Origin of the sequence: Corallincola holothuriorum, assembly GCF_003336225.1 — a bacterium.
In the GTDB taxonomy this organism is placed as follows: Bacteria; Pseudomonadota; Gammaproteobacteria; order Enterobacterales; family Neiellaceae; genus Corallincola; species Corallincola holothuriorum.
This window is the reverse complement of record NZ_QPID01000002.1, coordinates 293945-314909: the sequence shown is the minus strand read 5'-3', so window position 1 is coordinate 314909 and position 20965 is coordinate 293945. Positions and strand designations below refer to the sequence as shown.

The 20965-nt window shown below is 50.7% G+C and carries 25 protein-coding genes and 1 riboswitch; of the genes, 7 read left to right on the top strand and 18 right to left on the bottom strand.

Going from position 1 to position 20965, the window contains the following annotated elements:
- The first annotated feature begins 2 nt into the window (after positions 1–2).
- The 3 genes from DU002_RS04325 (at position 3) to DU002_RS04315 (ending at position 2991) form a co-directional block, all read left to right on the top strand.
- Entirely contained in the window at positions 3–1316 is a 1314-nt protein-coding gene (locus tag DU002_RS04325) for an amidohydrolase family protein (protein ID WP_114337132.1), read from the top strand.
- A gap of 76 nt (positions 1317–1392) precedes the next feature.
- A complete protein-coding gene (moeA, locus tag DU002_RS04320) occupies positions 1393–2637 on the top strand; it encodes a molybdopterin molybdotransferase MoeA (protein ID WP_114337131.1) in 1245 nt (414 codons plus the stop codon).
- Positions 2638–2694: 57 nt separating this feature from the next.
- On the top strand, positions 2695–2991 hold the full coding sequence (locus tag DU002_RS04315; RefSeq protein ID WP_114337130.1) for a hypothetical protein: 297 nt from the start codon (positions 2695–2697) through the stop codon (positions 2989–2991).
- A 198-nt stretch (positions 2992–3189) separates the two neighbouring features.
- Here the strand turns inward: DU002_RS04315 and DU002_RS04310 are convergent, their stop codons facing one another.
- A complete protein-coding gene (locus DU002_RS04310; RefSeq protein ID WP_114337129.1) occupies positions 3190–3456 on the bottom strand; it encodes a hypothetical protein in 267 nt (88 codons plus the stop codon).
- Between the two features lie 17 nt (positions 3457–3473).
- Complete coding sequence (locus DU002_RS04305) at positions 3474–3863, bottom strand: hypothetical protein (protein WP_147271766.1); 390 nt, start codon at positions 3861–3863, stop codon at positions 3474–3476.
- Positions 3864–4048: 185 nt separating this feature from the next.
- On the opposite strand from DU002_RS04305, the gene DU002_RS04300 reads away from it, so the two are divergent.
- A complete protein-coding gene (locus DU002_RS04300; RefSeq protein ID WP_147271765.1) occupies positions 4049–4570 on the top strand; it encodes a hypothetical protein in 522 nt (173 codons plus the stop codon).
- Positions 4571–5139: 569 nt separating this feature from the next.
- Here DU002_RS04300 and DU002_RS04295 read toward each other — a convergent pair.
- Positions 5140–5808, bottom strand: a complete 669-nt coding sequence (locus tag DU002_RS04295; protein WP_114337126.1) for a Rossmann-fold NAD(P)-binding domain-containing protein — start codon at positions 5806–5808, stop codon at positions 5140–5142.
- Positions 5809–5963: 155 nt separating this feature from the next.
- Here DU002_RS04295 and DU002_RS04290 point away from each other — a divergent pair, with 155 nt between their 5' ends.
- Positions 5964–7439: a DUF2867 domain-containing protein gene (locus DU002_RS04290; protein WP_114337125.1), complete on the top strand. Its 1476-nt coding sequence runs from the start codon at positions 5964–5966 to the stop codon at positions 7437–7439.
- Here the strand turns inward: DU002_RS04290 and modC are convergent.
- The 15 genes from modC to moaA form a co-directional block, all read right to left on the bottom strand.
- Complete coding sequence (gene modC, locus DU002_RS04285; RefSeq protein ID WP_114337124.1) at positions 7393–8481, bottom strand: molybdenum ABC transporter ATP-binding protein; 1089 nt, start codon at positions 8479–8481, stop codon at positions 7393–7395. The two genes, DU002_RS04290 and modC, sit on opposite strands and share 47 nt — an antisense overlap.
- A complete protein-coding gene (gene modB, locus DU002_RS04280; protein WP_114337123.1) occupies positions 8478–9167 on the bottom strand; it encodes a molybdate ABC transporter permease subunit in 690 nt (229 codons plus the stop codon). The genes modC and modB overlap by 4 nt, the downstream gene beginning before the upstream one ends.
- Positions 9167–10027, bottom strand: a complete 861-nt coding sequence (gene modA, locus DU002_RS04275) for a molybdate ABC transporter substrate-binding protein (RefSeq protein WP_114337122.1) — start codon at positions 10025–10027, stop codon at positions 9167–9169. The genes modB and modA overlap by 1 nt, the downstream gene beginning before the upstream one ends.
- The gene (moaE, locus tag DU002_RS04270) at positions 10018–10509 is read right to left on the bottom strand and encodes a molybdopterin synthase catalytic subunit MoaE (RefSeq protein WP_114337121.1); all 492 of its coding nucleotides are present in this window, start codon (positions 10507–10509) and stop codon (positions 10018–10020) included. Before moaE ends, modA begins: the two co-directional genes overlap by 10 nt.
- A 2-nt stretch (positions 10510–10511) precedes the next feature.
- A complete protein-coding gene (gene moaD, locus DU002_RS04265; protein WP_233496415.1) occupies positions 10512–10757 on the bottom strand; it encodes a molybdopterin converting factor subunit 1 in 246 nt (81 codons plus the stop codon).
- Entirely contained in the window at positions 10754–11242 is a 489-nt protein-coding gene (gene moaC, locus DU002_RS04260; protein ID WP_114337120.1) for a cyclic pyranopterin monophosphate synthase MoaC, read from the bottom strand. The genes moaD and moaC overlap by 4 nt, the downstream gene beginning before the upstream one ends.
- On the bottom strand, positions 11224–11772 hold the full coding sequence (gene moaB / locus DU002_RS04255; protein ID WP_114337119.1) for a molybdenum cofactor biosynthesis protein B: 549 nt from the start codon (positions 11770–11772) through the stop codon (positions 11224–11226). Before moaB ends, moaC begins: the two co-directional genes overlap by 19 nt.
- 16 nt (positions 11773–11788) lie before the next feature.
- Positions 11789–12394 (bottom strand): molybdenum cofactor guanylyltransferase, encoded by a 606-nt coding sequence (gene mobA / locus DU002_RS04250; protein ID WP_158537957.1) that lies wholly within the window; start codon positions 12392–12394, stop codon positions 11789–11791.
- 156 nt (positions 12395–12550) lie between these two features.
- Entirely contained in the window at positions 12551–13138 is a 588-nt protein-coding gene (locus tag DU002_RS04245) for a cytochrome c3 family protein (protein WP_114337117.1), read from the bottom strand.
- A gap of 7 nt (positions 13139–13145) precedes the next feature.
- Positions 13146–13610, bottom strand: a complete 465-nt coding sequence (locus tag DU002_RS04240) for a nitrate reductase cytochrome c-type subunit (RefSeq protein ID WP_114337116.1) — start codon at positions 13608–13610, stop codon at positions 13146–13148.
- A gap of 11 nt (positions 13611–13621) precedes the next feature.
- Positions 13622–16117, bottom strand: a complete 2496-nt coding sequence (napA, locus tag DU002_RS04235; protein ID WP_170308590.1) for a nitrate reductase catalytic subunit NapA — start codon at positions 16115–16117, stop codon at positions 13622–13624.
- Positions 16114–16419 (bottom strand): chaperone NapD, encoded by a 306-nt coding sequence (locus tag DU002_RS04230; RefSeq protein ID WP_114337115.1) that lies wholly within the window; start codon positions 16417–16419, stop codon positions 16114–16116. The genes napA and DU002_RS04230 overlap by 4 nt, the downstream gene beginning before the upstream one ends.
- The gene (gene napF / locus DU002_RS04225; RefSeq protein ID WP_114337114.1) at positions 16412–16918 is read right to left on the bottom strand and encodes a ferredoxin-type protein NapF; all 507 of its coding nucleotides are present in this window, start codon (positions 16916–16918) and stop codon (positions 16412–16414) included. The genes DU002_RS04230 and napF overlap by 8 nt, the downstream gene beginning before the upstream one ends.
- Before the next feature lie 4 nt (positions 16919–16922).
- Entirely contained in the window at positions 16923–17102 is a 180-nt protein-coding gene (locus tag DU002_RS19475; RefSeq protein ID WP_233496412.1) for a periplasmic nitrate reductase, NapE protein, read from the bottom strand.
- A gap of 218 nt (positions 17103–17320) precedes the next feature.
- A complete protein-coding gene (gene moaA, locus DU002_RS04215; protein ID WP_114337113.1) occupies positions 17321–18301 on the bottom strand; it encodes a GTP 3',8-cyclase MoaA in 981 nt (326 codons plus the stop codon).
- A riboswitch (molybdenum cofactor riboswitch) is annotated at positions 18289–18436 on the bottom strand. It overlaps the preceding gene by 13 nt.
- 104 nt (positions 18437–18540) lie before the next feature.
- Here moaA and narQ point away from each other — a divergent pair.
- Together narQ and narL are read left to right on the top strand one after the other, a co-directional pair.
- Positions 18541–20301 carry a nitrate/nitrite two-component system sensor histidine kinase NarQ gene (gene narQ, locus DU002_RS04210; protein ID WP_114337112.1) on the top strand — a complete coding sequence of 587 codons (1761 nt, stop codon included), beginning with the start codon at positions 18541–18543 and terminating at the stop codon, positions 20299–20301.
- Between the two features lie 14 nt (positions 20302–20315).
- A complete protein-coding gene (gene narL / locus DU002_RS04205; protein WP_114337111.1) occupies positions 20316–20951 on the top strand; it encodes a two-component system response regulator NarL in 636 nt (211 codons plus the stop codon).
- Positions 20952–20965 lie beyond the last annotated feature (14 nt).

The following is a 20965-nucleotide window of genomic DNA, read 5'->3' as shown; positions in this document are numbered from 1 at the left end:
TCATGAAGATGACAACGAAAGCCATTACCCTGATAGCCCTGTTATGCAGCCTCCTGCCCTGGTCTGCATCGAGCCATACCCAGTTACCGGGAGTTCAGCAGCAACAATCGCTGTTGATCCAGGATGGCAATATCCATACCGGGGATGGCGAAGTACTCAAAGCCTACGATCTGCTGATTGAAGGCGGCATGATCACAGCGCTGGAGCCACAGATCCCGGCACCCACAGGTGCTAAAGTGATTAACGCCAACGGCCAATCTATCTACCCCACATTGATCGCCCTGGATACCACCCTCGGCCTGCTTGAGATCGACGCAGTACGCGCTAGCGACGATATCGCCGAGGTGGGAAGTATCAACCCCAATGTCACCGGCTATGTGGCATTTAATGCTGATTCAGAGCTAAATACCACTACCCGCAGTAACGGCATAGGCTATGCCCAGGTCGTACCTCAGCGTGGTTTACTCAGTGGTGGCTCCAGCTTAATGCAGCTCGATGGCTGGGATAATTTAGACGCATTAGTCATAGACCGAGTCGGTATCCACTTACGCTGGCCCACCATTAAGATCCGTGACCAAGCCCGTTCGTCACAATCGCCAGAAGAGCAGCGGGAAAAATACCAGGAAAAATTAGCGCAGCTACAAACGGCCTTTGATCAAGCGCGCCGCTACTTTAAGAGCTTCCGCGTTGATCAAGTGCAAGCCGTTGACCAGCGCTGGCAAGCGATGACCCAGATCCTCAACGGGGCGCAGCCACTGTTTATCCATGCCGATGACGCACGAGACATCGCACAGGCAATCGCTTTCGCCCAGCGTGAAAAGGTGCGCATGGTGCTCGTCGGCGGCGCAGAAGCGGATCAAGTTGCCGTACAACTGCTGCGCTTTAATATTCCGGTGATCTACACCCACAGCGTTGGTCAGCCATTTAAAGAAGACGCCAGCTACGACAGCGCGTATGGCGGCCCGGCACGGCTACAATCTCTCGGTATCAAGTACGCCATTGCTTACCACAACGAAGGCAACTGGGACGTACGTAACCTGCCTTTTGCTGCGGGTCAGGCGGTGGCTTATGGCTTAACCCCAGAGCAAGCACTGCAAGCGGTGACACTGTCCGCCGCAGAGATACTCGGCGTCGACGATAAACTTGGTTCGCTGCGTCCCGGTAAGCAGGCCAGCCTGATTATCGCCCCCGGCGATATTCTTGATTACAGCGGCCACCCCATTACCACCATGTTGATTGATGGCCGTGAAGTGGATCTGAATAACCGGCAGACCCAGCTGTACAACAAATACAAGCAGCGCCCGGCGACGCATTAATCTGCGCCGGGTGCTCCAACCGTTCAAGCGGGCTTAGCAGCCCGCGTTACGCCAGTTAGCCAGAAAGGAACAAGTCATGGGATGTTGTGACGCGCCGGGCTTAATGCCCGTGGAACAAGCACTGACAGAGATGGCTGCGAATGTTACCAATGTCAGTGAAACCGAGTTCTGCGAACTGGAGCAAGCCTTTGATCGCATACTTGCCGAAGCCGTCGCCTCCCCTCTGGATATTCCACCATTCGACAACTCTGCTATGGACGGTTACGCCTTTCGTTTTGCCGACTTGTCAGCGGATATCCCCATGCCAGTCGTGGGTACCGCTCTTGCTGGCCAACCCTTTGCTGGCGACATTCCCGCTGGCGGCTGTGTGCGGATCATGACGGGTGCACTGCTGCCCGCCGGGCTCGACACTGTGGTGATGCAGGAGAACGCCGAACTCACCGAAACAGACGATAAAAAGTACGCCCGCTTTGCCAACGTCAAAGCCAATAGCAATGTCCGTTACCGCGGTGAAGATGTCAGCACCGGCGATACCGTCATGACGCCGGGCTGTCGCCTGTCACCCAGACACATAGGCCAACTCGCCTGCCTCGGCATTGCGCAAGTAAAGGTCTACCGCAAACTCAAAGTGGCTATCTTCTCGACCGGCGATGAGCTAAAACAGCCTGGAGAAATCCTCGGCAAAGGCGAGATTTACGATTCGAACCGCATCGCCGTCAAAGCCATGCTGCAACGCCTGCCTGTCGACATACTCGACTTAGGCGTGGTACCCGATGACGAAGCCAAGCTGCGCAGTGTATTTCAACAAGCAGATAGCGAAGCTGACGTGGTCATTTCCAGCGGTGGCGTCTCAGTTGGTGACGCCGACTACACCAAACTGTTACTAGAACAGCTGGGTCAGGTTGGCTTTTGGAAACTGGCCATCAAACCAGGCAAACCTTTTGCCTTTGGTGCCCTGCCAAATAGTCGGTTTTTCGGTTTACCAGGAAATCCCGTCTCTGCCGTGGTCACCTGTGATCAACTGGTGATGCCCACGCTACAGAAAATGATGGGCTGGCAGGCAGAGCCCGCCATCCAATACCCCGCAAAACTGACCTCTGGCCTGCGCAAGCGCCCCGGTCGCAAGGATTATCAGCGCGGTGAAGCGACCCTTGATAGCGATACCGGCCAATGGCAAGTAGTTACCACTGGCGCCCAAGGCTCAGCGATCTTTAGCTCCATGGTCTCGGCCAACGGCTATGTCCCTTTGCCTGCTGCGAGCGGCAATCAGGCTGAAGGGGATGAAGTGTGGTTTGAACCATTCGCGGAGTGGTTGCGCTAGGAAAGAACGCTCTCCTGCCAAGAACACTAATCATCCACAATCTATCGGGCAAAACTTATGGAAGAGTTAGTCGTCGCCATCGGCGCATTTATGCTTGAGCTGTGTATCTTCAGCATCATGGCCGTCAGCCGGCCATTTCAATTCCTGATATCTGGTCATTACCGACAGCAAATGAAAAACAAATGGGCAGGTCGTTCTCGTATCCGGCTTTACTTGCATCTGTTTAATGGTGTGTTGCTGCTAGCCGCACTGCTTATTGCTGCCGGTTGGTGGTTATACACAGCAGCGCCTCAGCCCAGCACAACGGATAAACTCCAACAGATAGTGACCGAAACCCTCATTGAAACAATTTAAGTCCCGCACCAATAACTCACCGCATCATATCCAGGAAAATGCGTTGGTCATGAAGAAGCCATGAACATGGGCGAGATGAACGCCCCACACGTTGAAAAACAGAGGGGCTAGCAGGTCAATGACAGCATGGGGGTAGTCATTGATATAGATACGGCAATAGCTTCAAGTAACAGATAAACATAACCGATACGGGCCAGCTCAACGCTTGCTCGCAGTTTTCTCGCTCAGCTGAAAAGAAACTATCAGAGATTGGATCACGTCGTCATCCCCTTCAATCTCCCACTCAAACCAGTTGCTCCATTCAAAATGCAGCGTTTGCTGACATTTTTTTAAGGTATAGCTATCAAAATCGATACCTTTATCAAAAGCTAACCGATTGTACTGCTTAGCGATTTTCCAACCCGCTTTACGCAGTCCGGCCAGAATTTCGTTGCCCCGTTCGGTCTCGATATTTTCTATTTTCACGTTAATTTATTCCGACCTTATGGATTAACGTCGCTTGGTATTTTGGTCTCATTCAAGTAGTAACGTTTACCCAAAATTAGAAATGGAATAGCTAGATATAACGATGCATAAGTTAAGATCTGATATACCCAGTCAAAAGAGGTCACTTGATAAACAGCTGCGACCTCCGAAAAGCGATACAGGGAGTATGACGGTATCGCAAGCAAATAGACCAAGCGCACATAGAACGTCATCCCCACCCTGTGACCAGTCCAAACGACCACAGCAAAAGCAACACCGATATGAACAGCCCAAGCAGTGGACAAAGGCTCACCCGCTAGCATTGATTGCGCAATCAGAAACAGATAAAGCAGCAGATGCACAACACCAAGAACTGAAACCACTTTTAGCGCATTTGAACAACCCATAAACATCCCTATTTTTATGCTTTAATCTATCAGCAGACCACATTCTGAGGAGCAATAACTCTAACCATTTTGAGAAAGAATGTATTCTTAGTCTATTCAATATGTATTTAACTAAGTTGACATTACCAGCTGTAGGCACTAAATTTCGTCTTAGACAAGGACTGTTTAATTGCGGAATTATCCCAATGAAAAACGCAAAGATGAAATGGAGAATATCATTTATAATCAGTGTAATTAGCCTGATTTATTTCTGCGTGCATATGTTTGTGTACGAACAAAGTACTGACAACAGTAGTCAACTAGTCCAAACATCTCTGAATAAAGAAACTATCATTATCCCCTCTTATAATGACGGCTCACCTCCTCTTCACCACCAAACCTTTATTCACTCAAACTCTAAAGAAGCTAACTCTTTATTAAGCTTTATTTCAGATCGGACTATTTCCGATGAACTCCAGCTAGTTGAGAAAATCGAAGACCGTTTACTCGATATGCTTTCACTACAGGAGGTGAACGGAGTTGAAGTATCCACTATTAGCTGTCAAAACACTTCTTGTTATATTTCATTCTATTCATCTTTGCCATTATCACAAACCCAAATAGTAGAAGGTATTGTGGCGATTTTTGACAACGATATAGAGCTTACTATCTCATCACCCCCATCAAGCGACTTTTTCTTTTCAGAAATAGTCGTAGAACAAATTTAAGGATGAAAATGAACACAAAATCATTGATTAAATGGTCACTAGCCGCTGTTGTATTTTACAGTTCAAGCAGTTATGCGGAACAATTTAACTTCCCAGGACACAACTGTAGTAGTCCAACTAACATCTACCGAACAAACGGTTCAGTAGTTAATACCTTTACAACAAAAACACTCACCTACTGGTGTCCAATAACTAGCACTAGCAGCTCAAACCGTCTAAGCAGTGTCTCTATCGTAGTGAAAGATGAAACTAGTGCAGGAAACGTTTCTTGCTCTTTATATTCCTACAGCAGCACTGGCGGCTCTCGACTGATAAACAAAAAAACATCCACTAGCGGAAAAGGTACTTACACGTTAACTTATACAGGAATTACTGGGTACACGAATGGTTCATATTCTATTGCTTGTGTACTCCCCAAAAGCAGCGGTGCAACACAAAGTGCCATCTTGAACTATCGTGTTGTAACAAACTAAGCTAATCAATAGTGAATGAGGCCAAAGCTATAGCAGTACATGAACCTAGGCCTCTTATTTCTTTATTTCTTGTAAATGTGAGATGTCATCATCCACCTAAAACCTCACCATATCCGCCGTGCTAAACCTTTTCACCCCATTAAAATCTGGATTCAACACTTGCCTTGCCATTGCATTGGCGACTTGCTCACCGGCTACGGGCGCAAACGGTGAGCGAATACCGCCGCTGAGTTTTGCCGCCAGCGACAATAGAGGCGTACCGAGCTTCTCTGACCAGCGCAGGGCGGGTCGGCCGGTTAGCGGGCCAGGTTGAAAGATCCCTAAACGATCAAAATTTAGTGCAACAAGCGCTTGTTCTGCTTGGCCTTTACAACGTAAATAGGGCGAAAGAGATTTAGCCGAGGCCAGCGTTGACGACACCAGCAGGCAGTTTTTTATGCCGGCTTCACGGGCGAGTGTCGCTGCTTTGACGGTGTAACCCAGATCCACCTGCTGATAGCTGCCAGCATGGCCACTATGAGTGCCCAAGCAGAGTAGCAACCAGTCGATACTCGACAGCTTTTTATCCGCGTTAAATAAGTTGGCCGGGATCTGGTTGAAATCGATCACTGGCCGCTGCAAACGATCATTCTCAGCCAAACTTAGATCGTGACTAAGCTTTTGTCTTTGCGGGCAAATAAGTGCTGCTATACGGCTATCAGCCAGCAGGTTAGCCGCCAGCTGGCCACCAATAAAGCCGCTGGCTCCAAATAGCAAAATACGCACTAGACTCTCCCTTAAGATAAGCTTTTTCCGACCAATCAAGTTGTTGGCGCCTGTAGCCTCTATGCTAGTCTCTGTAGAGGTGAGCCACCAGCCACGACATGAGTCATGCATGCCATAGGACGATAGCCAGTTAACCAGCCAGATCAGGGTAAGTAATGGAAAACAACTCTTCTACACTGCAAGCGATGAATATTCTGGTGGTCGGCGCCAGTGGTTATGTTGGCCGTCATCTGGTGCCCAAGCTACTGCAACAAGGCCATAAGGTACGCGTAAGCGCTCGCCGCGTGACTGAGCTGGTGGCACTGTTTGATCAACGGCCTGTCGATATCTGTCCCATGGATCTGTTACAACCCACCACGGTAACCGAAGCGTGTCGGGATATAGATATCGCTTTCTATCTGGTGCATTCGATGCAGGCGGGCGATGACTTTGCCGAACGCGACCGTCGTGCCGCCCATGTCTTTGGTCGCGAGGCCTCCCGCGCGGGTATTAAACAGATCGTCTACCTTGGCGCCCTCGCCCCTGAAGATACGCATTCGCTACACCTGCGCTCCCGTGCCGAAACCGGCGAAGCGCTGCGGGAAGGTGGCGTGCCCGTTACCGAGCTACGCGCCCCTATTATTGTTGGTGCGGGATCGGTGCCGTTTGAGGCGATCCGCGATATGGTTAACCACCTGCCAGGCATGCTGTTACCGACGGCCGTAAAAAACAAAAGCGCCCCTATCGCATTGGATAACTTACTTTTTTATCTGGTCGGTGTGATGGCCTGCCGTGAAGCCTATCAACAGATCTACGACGTTGCCGGGCCAGATACCATCAGCTACCTGCAGCAGATAGAGAAGTACGCGGCCGTTACCGAACAACGCTTTAAACCGCTGCCCTTTTTTCTGATATCTATTGCCATGGTGCGCTTTGGCATGCCGCTGTTTAGCTCTGCGCCTAAAGGGGTGATAAAAGCGCTGTTAGGTGGCCTTAAGCACGACATACTCGCGGACGATAAGGCGATCCGGAGGCTGCTACCCCAGCCGCTGCTCAGCTATGAGCAAGCCGTTGAAAAGGCGCTTGCAGATGAACAAAGCTGGCCGGCACCACTGACTTGGTTTCAGGGCAATATGGCGTTTCGGGAAGGCTGGCGCAATGCCGCCTTTTATGGCGACTGCTTGGGACTCAGCCATGAATCCGCTATGCCCGCTAAACCGATCTGGCAGGTACTGAGCAAAATAGGCGGCAAGCAACGCTTCTTCTTTATGAACTGGGTATGGGCGATCCGTGAATGGATCGACTTTTGTGTTGGCGGCCCCGGTCGGGATCTGGGGCGAGATACCGCAGACAAATTTGTCGTCGGCGAACGGGTAGACTCCTGGAATATTCTGCGGGTAAACGAGGAAAAATCTGTGCTGCTGGGCTTTGGCATGAAGGGCCCCGGCTCAGGCAATCTGGAGTTTCGCTTAGAGCCACTGCCTGACGGTGGCACCCGCATCACGATGCTCGCGTATTGGCACCCGGCGGGGTTCTGGGGGCAACTCTATTGGTACTCAATGATGCGCCCACACACATTCCTGTTCTGGGGCATGTTGCGTCGGATCAGCGCGCTGGCAGTGAAGCAACATCTGCGCTCGTCACCAGACTGACCGCTTTCACATAAGCGTAGATCGGATCGCCAAGTTTGATCTTTAACTCCTCGGCGGATCGTTCGGTGATCCTAGCCAGCAATTTCTGTTCGGCCAATTGCAGCCGCACCAACACCTGACTTTCTGCCGTACTATGTATGCCTATCACGGTGACCGAGAACCCATTGCGTAGGCTAGTGCCCTGCAATGTATCGCGGGAAAGAATAATATCCCGGCACATCAGGCGTAACGGCAGAGTTTCACCCGCAGCAGTGACCACCGCTTTGTCTGCGGGGATCTCTAATGGTTGGCCATCGACCATCAGATGCTGAGTATGATGCACAGGATCGTACTCCATCATCTGCGCCAGCAGCAGTGACGCCGCACTATCACGGTGGGAGATCTGTAGATCCGGACGAGAAAATAGCTCCGATGGTGAGCCTTGTGCCCGTAAGCAACCCTCATCCATCAACAAGATATGATCACACAGCGCACCCAGCTCCTGCTCTGAATGACTGACTAATAAAATCGGCAGCCGCGCTGATAACTGTTTCAGGTAGTGACCGATCACGCGCCGGTGGACTTGGTCGACCGCCGACAGTGGCTCATCTAGTAATAGCCAACGGGGATTCACCAACAGTGCCCGCGCTAACGCCACCCGTTGACGCTCGCCACCGGAAAGCTCGGTCACCGGTTTGTCTAACAGTGGTTCCAGCATCAACACGTCAAGCAACTCTGCTTTTTCTACCACCGCAGCATTGGCGAACGGTTTAGCCAGCGCCAAATTACCCGCCACAGTCAAATGAGAGAACAACGCACTTTCCTGTGGTACATAACCGACCTGCCGCGCTTCCACCCGCAGCGAGCCGCTCAGCCCTTGCCAAACCGCGCCAAAGGCTTCAATAGTGCCCTCTTTTTCAATCAGTCCGGCCAGCCACCGCAGCAGCGTTGTCTTACCCGCACCTGAACGACCAAACACACCACACAAGCCGCTTTCGGCCAGCTGGATTTCTTTCAGGCCCGAAGCTTCAGTCGTTTGATTTATATAACTAAAACTAATCATCTTGGCGCCTTATTACCAGCACGAAGCCAGCTATAAGTGAGACTCAGGGCCAGCAAAGAAAACAGCAGAAGGCCACCAGCCAAACGATGAGCGGCCGCATAATCGAGCGCTTCAACATGGTCAAACAAGACAATAGAAAGTACCTGCGTGGCACCGGGAATATTACCGCCAATCATGAGTACCACGCCGAACTCGCCCACCGTATGAGAGAACCCCAGCACACCCGCAGCACCGGTGGCACGTTTGGTTTGCGGCAAGATGATTTTAAAGAACCGTCGCAACGGCGACATACCCAAGGTGCGCGCCACCTCTAACTGACGTTGATCGATCGCCTGATAAGCCGCTTGCAGTGGCTGCACAATAAACGGCAGGCTATACAGCATAGAGCCGATCACCAAGGCAGAAAAACTGAACGCCAATGGCGTACCAAACAACGCCTGCCAATAGCTACCAACAGGCCCTTGCGGGGCAAAAGCGACCAGCAGATAAAAACCTAAAACGGTGGGAGGCAAGATCAGTGGTAAAGCCACAATCGCTTCTATCAATGGTCGATGCCAGCGCCGTGTATGAGCTAACCACCATGCCAACGGCGGACACAGAACAAGTAGCAACAGCGTGGTGACAGCTGACAGCTTAACGGTCAACCAAAGGGCCGCAATGTCTTGTGCTGAGAAGCCGAAATCCATTAATCCGCCCCGCGATGCAAAGCAGTAGAGGCAAAACTCGCGGCAGGATAAAAGCCATGTTCAGCAAGTACGTTTTGCCCTGCCCCCAACAAGTGCTGCAAAAACTGTCGCGCTAATTGGGCTTTGCCGTTTTTAATCACGACCGCCTGATGCGCCAAGGGGGGATACAGCTCTTGAGGAATAACCAAGTAGTCATGCTCAACACCGCCCTGCAGTAACAGGGACTGCGGCAATAAGCCCGCAGCGATATTGCCGCTAGCGACAAACTGATAGGCCTGCGATGCCCCGGCACCACGCACCAGCCTTTTCTGCATGCTAGTCCACAGACCTTGCCCCTGTAGCAACGCTTTTGCCGCTTCACCGTAAGGCGCCGTGCGCGGATTAGCGATTGATAAGCGGGACACGTCGTTAAGTTGCTTTAAGCGGGGCTCTCCCCCTTTGTGGCTACCACCGGGCGGCCACCAAAACACCAGAATGCCGCGCGCATAGGTCAAACGACTGTCTGCATAAGCCAGCCCCCTATCCACCAGCAGCGCTGGCCGAGCACTATCGGCAGACAAAAATAGGTCAAACGGCGCACCGTGCAGGATCTGGTTTGCCAACACACCACTGGAAGCAGAAGCTAACTGGATCTGAACATTGTGTCGTTGTGAAAACTCTGCCGCGATTAACTCTGCGACGGGACGAAAGCTGTTCGCGACAGCAATGGTCAGGGTACGAGAAGCGCCAGTAGAATTAGCCGCTCCGCCTTGGGGCGTAGGATCGGCATGTACTGAAGTAAACAGGCTTAAAAGCAGAAACAGCGCCAAAATGCGGCAGAAAACACTTACGGGAAATAGTCGAGAAACGCTTAACTCCATCGTTTACTCGCCTCCTGATCACTTTGCCGCGCATCTACCCAGCTAGTTTTACCGTCAGCAGTCTCTCTCTTCCAGAACGGCGCTTCGGTTTTGAGAAAATCCATGATGAACTGAGCAGCCGAGAACGCAGCATCACGATGGGCACTGGCGACCCCCACAAACACGATCTGTGCGTTCAATGGCAGTGCGCCAATGCGATGGATCACCGTCACAGGCCCCAGCGGCCAGCGCGAACGGGCGCGTTCGACGATATCAGCCAACGCTTTTTCGGTCATGCCAGGATAGTGCTCCAAGAACAGCTCGGTCACTTTCGGCGCATCCTGCTCACTTAACTTGGCAAACTCACGCACTAAGCCAGAAAAAGTCACCACGGCACCGCAACTGGCACTAGCCGCTAACCGCTGATACTCAGCGGCCATGTCAAAGTCATCATGCTGAACAGAGATATAAGTCTCTACATTGATTAGTGCCGGCTCAGTCATGTTCACCCCCCAGTCACCGGAGGAAATAGCGCAATTTCATCACTCTCATTGAGCGGTGTTTGCCAGTCCGCCATCTGCTGGTTCACAGCTAACAATAATGCCGGTTGGCTCAATGCTATTTGCCATTGAGGGTGGTCAGCTATCAACTGTGCGCGCAACGCTTCCGCCGTTGTGCCCTGTGCCAGAGAAACATCGACCTCGGCGGTGCCTAAAGCATCTCGCAGCGAGGCGAAAAAAAGCACTTTCATGATGCGTCCGCCACAAAGTGGCCAGACTTTCCGCCCTGCTTTTCTAACAATTTCAGATCTTCTATCACGATATCTTTCTGTACCGCTTTGCACATGTCATACAGGGTTAGCGCCGCTACAGATGCCGCTGTCAGCGCTTCCATTTCGACACCGGTTTTACCACTGAGTTTGCATAACGTCTGAATACGCACGCAGCTTTGCTGTTCGTCTGCAATGAGGTCCACTTCTACCTTGGTCAGCATCAGCGGATGACACAGAGGGATCAACTCCCAAGTGCGCTTGGCGGCTTGGATACCGGCGATCCGCGCGGTAGCAAACACATCCCCTTTGTGATGTTGACCAGACACAATCATGGCTAAGGTCTCTGGTGCCATCCGTACAACGGCCTGGGCACGGGCAATGCGTGTGGTGATCTGTTTCTCACCCACATCGACCATGTGCGCCTGACCGCTTTGATTAATATGGGTTAACCCCTGCTCGGACATGGTTCTACCTTCTCGCCAGTGGTTTTCAGGTGCATCACAAAGTTACATGGGCCATGACGCGCATCTAACTGCTCGGCTATGATCTTATTCCAACCGGTACGGCAGGCATTGGTCGAACCCGGCATACAGAACACCACGGTGCCATTAGCGAAACCTGCCAGCGCCCGAGACTGAATGGTTGATGTACCGATCTCATCGTAGGAGATAGCTCGGAACAGTTCGCCAAACCCTTCCACCGGCTTATCAAACAGTATCGACAGCGCTTCTGGCGTGGTATCTCGTGCGGTAAAACCGGTGCCACCTGTCACCAACACCGCTTGTATATGGTCTGATGCAATCCAGCTGGAGACAATCGCTCTTAATTGGTAGACATCGTCTTTAGCGATCTGACGATCCGCTAACTGGTGTCCTGCCTCAGTTAATGCATCAGCCAGAAATTGCCCTGAAGTATCATTTTCAAAACTGCGGGTATCTGACACGGTTAATACGGCGATATTCAGCGCCTTAAAAGTGCGGGCGGCATGGCTCATAACGGTTTGTAAACTCCTATTCTTCACTTAGCGCTTGTTGCAGCGCCCACTGCCATTGCTCTGGCGTATTGACGTTACTTAGTAGCTCTGGTGGATCAGGTAACGGCAACCAACGTTTTGGTAACCGCTCTAACAGTGCCCGCAACGAACGTAATTTATGCTCGTGTTGATCTAGCAGGCAACGCAGATGTTCAATCAGGTGATCATCAAGTATCAAACGTAATGGAAAATATGCGTCTTGGTAAGCGACAGCAGGGAACTCTGCCGGCTGCTCCAGTAACTGATGGATTGTACTTGGCGGCAACAGGGGCATATCCACTGGCACGACGACCATAAAGCCGTATTGACCACGAAGTTGCTCGGCCACACTCAGTAAGCCGGCTAACGGCCCTTGAGAGATAACTTGACCAGCGGCGTCCGGAAAGTCGATAAGGTGCGGATAATCGGGATAATCTCCACTCACGAATACCTGCGCTAAACCTGCTTGCCGCAAGCGCCCGAGCATGCGTGCGACTAAAGGCTCGCCATGAAATTGCAGCAAAGCCTTATCTTCACCCATGCGCCGCGACTGACCTCCGGCCAGCACCACGCCGCAACAGCTTTCTGCATTAACCTCGGCCATTATTAGCTCTATCGAAGAGGGGCACATCTATTCCCAAAAACTTATGCCCAACCATCTATGCCCAAAACATCATCCTACCCAAGAATGGGCCGCTTTCAAATGAAAACGGCGAGGCTTGGCCTCACCGTTTATCCCAACACTTAGACCATCAAGCCACTACCAGCCCTCGACACCCGACATATCCGGCAACTGATGGGCAATGCCTTTGTGACAATCGATGCAGGTTTTCTCACCCGATGCCAGCGAGGTGCTGTGCTGGGCTGACGCGCGTTGGCTCTGTTTAGTGAAGTCCATGTAATCAAAGTTATGGCAGTTGCGACACTCCAACGAATCATTCGCTTTCAGGCGCGCCCATTCATGTTGTGCCAGCTCTAAGCGATGTTCGAGGAATTTCTCCCGCGTATTAATCGTGCCAAACAAAGTCGCCCATACCTCTTTGCTGGCCTGCATTTTTCGGGCGATCTTATCTGTCCAGTTATGCGGTACATGGCAGTCGGGACAGGTCGCACGCACCCCAGAGCGGTTGGTAAAGTGAATGGTACTGCGCATCTCCTGATAAACATTGTCTTCCATTTCATGGCAGCTAATACAGAAAGCTTCGGTATTAGACAGTTCCAGCGCCGTGTTGAAACCACCCCAGAAGATGATCCCAGCAATGAAGCCACCAACAGTGAGAAAGCCAAGACTGTAATGAACACTGGGGCGGGCCACGACCCGCCAGCATTTAATAATAAACTTCTTCATAGTGGCCTCATTTCACCTGTTCGGCGCTTTTCTCTTTCAGCACCAAATCCACATCCTTGAACTCATTTTCAATCAAAGGCTTAACCTTATCCTGAGTGACGTGGCACTGCTGACAGAAATAACGGCGCGGAGAGACATCCGCAAGAAAGTTCCCGTCCCGATCCATAAAGTGGGTCACACTCACCATCGGCGCCTGACTTTCAGCGGTTCTCTTTCTCGAATGACAGCTAAGACATTTATTACTATTTAAATCAACTTGATAGCCATCAATCTTATGTGGAATGATCGGCGGCTGCATTGGATACGCCCGCTGTAACTTCACATCTTCGTTGACCACTGGCGCCATCATGGGTGGCTTACCCTGTTCAGTGAGTTCAGTACTTCCCCTGAGGGTAGCCACTTCCACTTTGGCGACCACAGCACCTGCAATCAGCATAGAGAGCAGGCCAAAAGTTGCGATTAAAACTCTCATGATCCTCTCTCCTATGCTTTTTCTACACGAACAGCGCACTTTTTAAAGTCAGTCTGTTTCGAGATGGGGTCTGTGGCATCCAATGTCACTTTGTTAATCAGCTGCGTGGCATCAAACCAAGGTACATATACCAGCCCTTTAGGTGGCTTATTTCGGCCTCTCGTCTCTACCCGAGTTCTGATCTCGCCACGACGAGAAGTCACTTTCACTTCCTCACCGCGACGCACCCCAAGCGCCAGAGCATCGTCTGGATGCATGTAGCAAAGCGCATTAGGAACCGCTTTATGCAGTTCGGGCACCCGCTGCGTCATAGACCCGGAATGCCAATGCTCTAGCACGCGTCCGGTCGACAACCATAATGGGTATTCTTTATCAGGAGATTCAGCCGCTGGCTCGTATGGCAGCGCAAAAATGATCGCGCGGCCATCCGGCTTACCGTAAAACTCAAAACCTTTACCCGGCTTCACGTAAGGATCAGAGCCTTCCCGAAAACGCCAGAGCGTCTCTTTGCCATCAACCACTGGCCAACGCAGGCCTCGCTCTTGATGGTAAACCTCGTAGTCGGCCAAATCGTGCGCATGACCGCGACCAAACGTCGCGTATTCTTCGAACAAGCCTTTTTGCACATAAAAACCAAAATGTTTGGATTCTTGGTTTTGATACTCATCGCTGATCTGTTCCAGCGGGAATTTATCTACATTGCCGTTTCGGTACAGCACCTCATAAAGGGTTTTGCCTTTAAACTCTGGATTAGCGGCAAGCAGATCTGCAGGCCAAACCTCATCGGTGGTGAAACGCTTGGAAAACTCCATCAACTGCCATGTATCAGAGCGCGCCTCGCCGGGCGCATCGGTCAACTGATACCAAGTCTGAGTTCTACGTTCCGCGTTACCATAGGCACCCTCTTTCTCAACCCACATCGCACTCGGTAATATCAGGTCTGCGGCTTCGGCTGTCACCGTTGGATAAGCGTCAGACACAACGATGAAATTATCCGGATTACGATAAGCCGGATAGGTTTCTTCGTTCATATTGGCGGCGGCTTGCAAGTTATTGTTCACTTGGATCCAGTAAGCATTAATCTTGCTGTCTTTCAGCGCTCGGCTTTGAGCTACCGCGTGTAATCCCGGCTTGGCAGGGATCAAGCCACTTGGCAACTTCCAAATATTCTCCGCGGTCGCGCGATGCTTAGGATTGGCCACGAGCATATCGGCAGGTAAGCGATGGCTAAACGTACCCACTTCACGTGCAGTACCACAAGCCGACGGCTGACCGGTCAGTGAAAATGGACTATTCCCCGGTGTCGATATCTTTCCAGTTAGCAGGTGAATGTTATAAATCAGGTTGTTACACCAAACCCCACGGGTATGTTGGTTGAAACCCATGGTCCAAAACGATGTTACTTTCGTTTTGGGATCAGCATACAGTTTCGCCAGCTTCTCTAAACTGGCTTCTGGTACACCAGAAAGTTTAGACACGTAGGCCGCGTCGTATGTACTGACAAACTTGGCGTACTCTTCAAAAGATATCTTGCTTGAACCACCCGCTTTTCCGGCGTTTTTAGCCTTTTTCTGCAGTGGGTGTTCGTCTCGCAAGCCATAACCAATATCATCGTTCCCCATATGAAAATTGGTATGCTTATCAACAAAGTCCCAGTTCACTTTGTCGTTCTGAATGATGTAGTTAGCGATATAATTTAGCATCGCCAAATCAGTTTGTGGCGTGAATACCACCGGTATATCGGCCAGTTCAAAACTGCGGTGTTCGAAGGTGGACAGCACAGCCACTTTGACATGAGGTGCGCTGAGTCGGCGATCGGTGAGACGTGTCCACAAAATCGGGTGCATCTCAGCCATATTTGAGCCCCACAGCACAAATGCATCGGCAGCTTCGATATCGTCATAGCAGCCCATTGGCTCATCGATGCCGAACGTACGCATAAAACCTGCGACTGCCGACGCCATACAATGACGCGCGTTGGGTTCAATGTTATTAGAGCGGAAACCCGCCTTCATCAGTTTGACGGCGGCATAGCCTTCCATCACTGTCCATTGACCTGAGCCAAACATACCCACGCCTTCAGGGCCTTTCTCTTTCAAAGTTTGCTTAAACTTGTCAGCCATGACGTCAAACGCTTCGTCCCAGCTCACCGGTGTAAACTCACCCTGCTTATCATATTTACCGTTTTTCTTTCGCAACAACGGCTGCGTTAACCGGTCCTTGCCATAGAGGATCTTTGACAGGAAGTAACCCTTAACGCAGTTCAACCCCTTGTTTACAGGTGATTTAATGTCACCATGGGTGGCCACGACCTTACCGCCCTTAGTGGCAACATTGACACTGCAACCGGTACCGCAAAAACGGCAAGCCGCTTTTGACCATTTCAATTTAGTTTGGTCTGAGGCAGTAATCAGATTACTCGCACTCACAGGTAAGGTAATGCCTGCCACAGCCGCCGCAGTAGCTGCAGCATTGGCCTTAATAAACGATCGACGTGTCACTTTCATAGCGCTTCTTCTCCCACATTAACCGTGACAGGTAAGCTCTCTTCCTGCGCACTGGCATCATCTATCTGGTGAAACACCAAGCTGGTATTTAACACGCCTGGCAGTTCATTGATGTCTCGTATGGCATCTAGTACCGGATGCTCTGTTGCTGTTTCGAGGGTCACCACCATTTTTCCGGTATCGTTGTGGCCTTGGATCTCTAAGCCATGAATATTGGTTAACGCCGCCGAAATTGGGGTTAAGAATTCAGGCTTAAAATGCACCACCAAACTGGAGATATGCACAATATCTGGCTCACTCATTTAGAGCATCCTCTGGTTTAATCACTATCGCCGACGCAGGACAGGGGGCAACACAAGCACCACACCCAGTACACGCCTGCAAATCAATCTCTGGCTGCGCCTTGCCACCAACGTGCAAACGAAACGTAATCGCTCGTGAGTCGCATGGATCGCTGCAGCTTCGACAAAAAATACCTCGTAAAGATAAGCAGCTATCTTCTTGCACTTCTGCCCGATAATCCCACGCCTGTTGATCCTCTTGTCTGCTCAGTGCGTCGGTCTGACATGCATCAACGCAATCACCACAAAACGTACATTCGGCAGCAGAAAAATCGACTTCAGGAAAACCACCGCTACCGATTTTAATCAGACCTGTGGGACACGCATCTAAACAGTCACTACAACGGGTACACAGATCTGTGAATAGATGCTCCGCCTGTCCCCATGGTGGACGCAAAGGTTGAGAAAGGCGTTCCGGCTGACGGAACAATGCACGCCGGGCCAAGTTAACCGTGGTCATCTACTTACGATCCAGGAGGGCCCATCAACAGTTGTGAAAACCAGATAGCGAAGCCATAGGCGGTAACCAAACCCACAGTAATGGCTGGCGCCAACACCACAGTAAGGAAAAGGAACATGCGCCACTCCCAGCGTTTTTGCTGTTCAGGCGAAAGCTCTTCTGGAACGGATGGGGAATCAGCCACAGTTGCTACCTCTTAATCGAATACACTTAGAGTAATCTTTAACCAACCCTTTGCCGCTATCCCTAAAGAGATAAATGAAGGGAACAACTTAGAGCACTAACTCATTCTATGATCTCTATCAAAATCAGCAGGCTAGCCATCAGGCCAAGCCCAAAAATGGGAGCCTGATAACAGTTTTTTATTAATATGAGTTTAGACCACGAAAGAGACTTTAGGGATTAGCCACCGATAGAGGCCAAATGAGGGGTACTGCCTGCATCTCCTTGATGCAAATAGTGAGTTTCACGCTTGGTCTGTAAGGCAGATTGTAATCTAGCGATTAACTCGCCCTGTTGCTCATCTGCGGCTAAGAGGTCACGCAACTCTACGCCGCCTTCTCCGAACAGACACAAATGAAGCTTGCCTTGCGCAGACACCCGCAATCGATTGCAGCCTGCACAGAAGTCTTTACTGTAAGGCATGATCAAACCCAATTTGCCCGCATAATCAGGGTGCCAAAAACGTTCGGCGGGTCCGGCGTCTTTTTCTCGCAAAACCGATTGCCAGCCTTGCTGCAACATCCGCTGCTTGATCTGCTCTCCGCTCATGTGGTGCCGTTCAAAAAACTGATCCATTTCACCCGTTTGCATCAATTCAATAAACCGCATCTCCACTGGGCGGGTCTTTATCCAGTCTAGAAACTGATCCAGCTCTTTGCCGTTTAAGCCCTTAAGCAACACGCTGTTCAGTTTGACCTGCTCAAACCCGGCATCAAGCGCCGCATCAACCCCGGCCATCACCTCATGAAACAGGTTCTCTCCGGTGATTTGATGAAACATCTTCGGATCAAGACTATCGACGCTGACATTCAGATGGGTCAGGCCGGCATCACGCCACTCTTGCGCATGCTTTGCTAAACGATATCCGTTTGTCGTCAGTGCCACTTTGGTTATCCCTGGCGTATCTGCCACCGTGCGCAACAACTCAGTAAAGTCTTTACGCATGGTCGGCTCGCCACCAGTAATACGCACCTTTTGCGTTCCCAACGCGGCGAATGCGCGGGTAATACGCGCCACTTCTGCTTGAGTAATAAAGTAGTTCCGCCCGTTAGGGCGATAGCCATCAGGCAAACAGTAGGTGCAACGAAAGTTACACACATCTGTTATCGATAGGCGCAAATAGTAAAATTGACGGCCGAAACCATCTTCAAGTTGAGTCATGGGCACCTTTCCAAGCATGGGAGGCTGACGCATTTCTACGGCAACCCTGGTGGCGAAATTGCCACGGCCCCCACTCCTTATTACTCAGCCACAGCAGAAAACTTAGGGCGAGAGGGCTCGGTGTCTGCACAGTTGTGCATATTCAAGTCTACCTCATAAACACCGATTAGGAACAATCACCCCTAAGTGGTAATTTGAACTAAATTCGAAACCTATGTTGATTTGTATCAGGTAATTGGATGACCAAAACACTGCAAGACATTGAAACACAACCATCTGTTCCGAAACATTCACTGACTCGGGTGATCAGCCGCACCATGACACTGATGGTAGTAATGGCCGCACTCGCTATCTCGGTGTCGATACTTACCCTGTTACAAAGCCATTCTGACGCCCGTGCGATTAATGTCTCTGGTTCATTGCGGATGCAAAACTACCGCATGGCCTACAGTATCGAAACCAAAGCGCCAGAAGCAGAGATCCAAGCCAAAATAGTGGCATTTGAACACTCTCTGCATGAACCCGCCTTAGCCAAACTATTAGATCGCAACACACCACCGCCGCTGAAACGTAAATACCAAGCGATCCTTGATGAGTGGCAAGTGCTTAAAGCACACCTCACTGACCCGGCAAAGCGGCCGCTGTATCTGGCAGAAGTAAAAAGCTTTGTCGACCGTATCGACAAACTGGTGTTTCTACTGCAAAGCCACCTAGAAGACAAAGTGGCTATGTTGGTGCTATTTGAAGCGATCTGCTTGCTGGTGCTGCTTGCCACGGCCGTCTTTGCCATACGCTTCGTCAGCAATCAGGTGGTACAGCCGCTTAAGTTACTGCTTCATGCCGCCTATCAAGTGAAGCGTGGCGATTTCTCAGTGAAAGTGAAAACAGGTAAAGCCGACGAGCTAGGTTTGCTGTCTGATGCCTTTAATGACATGGCCGCGGACCTGGCCAAGCTGTACGAAGACCTAAACCAGAAAGTGGCAGAGAAAACTGAAAAGCTACACTTGGCCAACAACACCTTATCAGTACTGTTTCAGTGCTCGGAAGCTGTGCATGTCAGCCATGTTGATGATGCCCAGATCACTGAGCTAATGAATAAAATCATCGATAACACCCGTATCAACGCGATGCAAGCCACCATTAATCCACAGCTGGCCCACGCGCTGCGAGACAGAAGTAGCGTAGGCGATATGACCGTAGGCGGGCCAAGGGTCTGTTTTGCCCTTTACATAAACGATATATCGCTGGGGCATCTGGAATTAATCTCAGCTGAAGAGTTGGATGAAAATGAACTACGATTGATGTCTACCTTCAGCCGGCTGATATCAAAAGTGTTGCACGTAGAGTTATTGCTGCAGCAAGAGCAGCAACTTTTGCTGATGGAAGAGCGTTCGATTATCGCCCGCGAGCTGCATGATTCGCTGGCTCAATCTCTCTCTTATCTGAAGATCCAATTGACACTACTGCGACGCGCAACCCAGGACGTCGAAGGCCCAAGCAGTGCAATTATGGCAGATCTGAATACCGGCCTAAACTCTGCGTATCGACAACTGCGCGAACTGCTCAGTACGTTCCGCCTATCGGTGAAAGATGACAACCTAAAAACAGCCATCAATACCGTGCTCAAACAGTTACAACCTCAAACCGAGGCGCAACTGCAACTGGATTATCGCGTATCTGAATACCCATTACCCCCCCATCAGTACATCCACGTGCTACAGATTGTTCGCGAAGCGGTGATAAACGCCATCAAACATGCTGATGCTAAACAGATCTTTGTACGCTGTGTTTATGACGGCGAAGGTAAGATCGACATTCAGGTAGAAGATGATGGCAAAGGGATCGGCGGTGAAGTACCGAACAAGCTTCACCACTACGGCGTGGCGATCATGAAAGAGCGCGCGGAATCCCTCGATGGTGGGTTGGAAATTGCAAATAAGCCTGACGGTGGTACTTTAGTGTCGCTCTGTTTTCCAGCGGTTGGTAACAGCGTCACGTAAATAAGGGAGAAGTGATGAGTAGTCAGATGCATCGCGTATTAGTCGTAGATGATCATCCATTGATGCGCAAAGGCGTTATCCAATTGCTGGCATTAGATGAAGCATTTCAGTTAGTTGGCGAGGCTAGCAACGGTGAAGAAGCGGTTGCATTAGCACTGCACCGACGCCCAGACCTTATCTTGCTCGATCTGAATATGAAAGGCATGAGCGGCTTAGACACCCTCAAGGAGCTACGTGCAGAGGGCGTCGACTGTCATGTCATCGCATTAACCGTCTCTGATGCCTACGAAGATGTCATCTCCATGCTCAGCCAAGGCGCTAATGGTTATCTGCTAAAAGATATGGAGCCAGAGCATATGCTGAGCTCTTTGCGTTTGGCTGCCAATGGTGAGCAAGTGCTGAGTAAAGAGATCGCAGGCTACCTGCTAAAACGGCCACAGGCGGAACAGACCCCGAAAGATGAAAAGCTCAGTGCTATCACCCGTCGGGAAAGCGAGATCCTGGCGCTTATCGCCAAAGGCAACAGTAACCGCGAGATTGGCGAGACGCTGCATATCTCAGAAGGGACAGTAAAAGTTCACGTTAAAAGCCTACTGAAAAAACTAGGCATGAAGAGCCGGGTTGAAGCTGCGGTATGGTTTTTAAGTTGATTGCAATTAAGCCC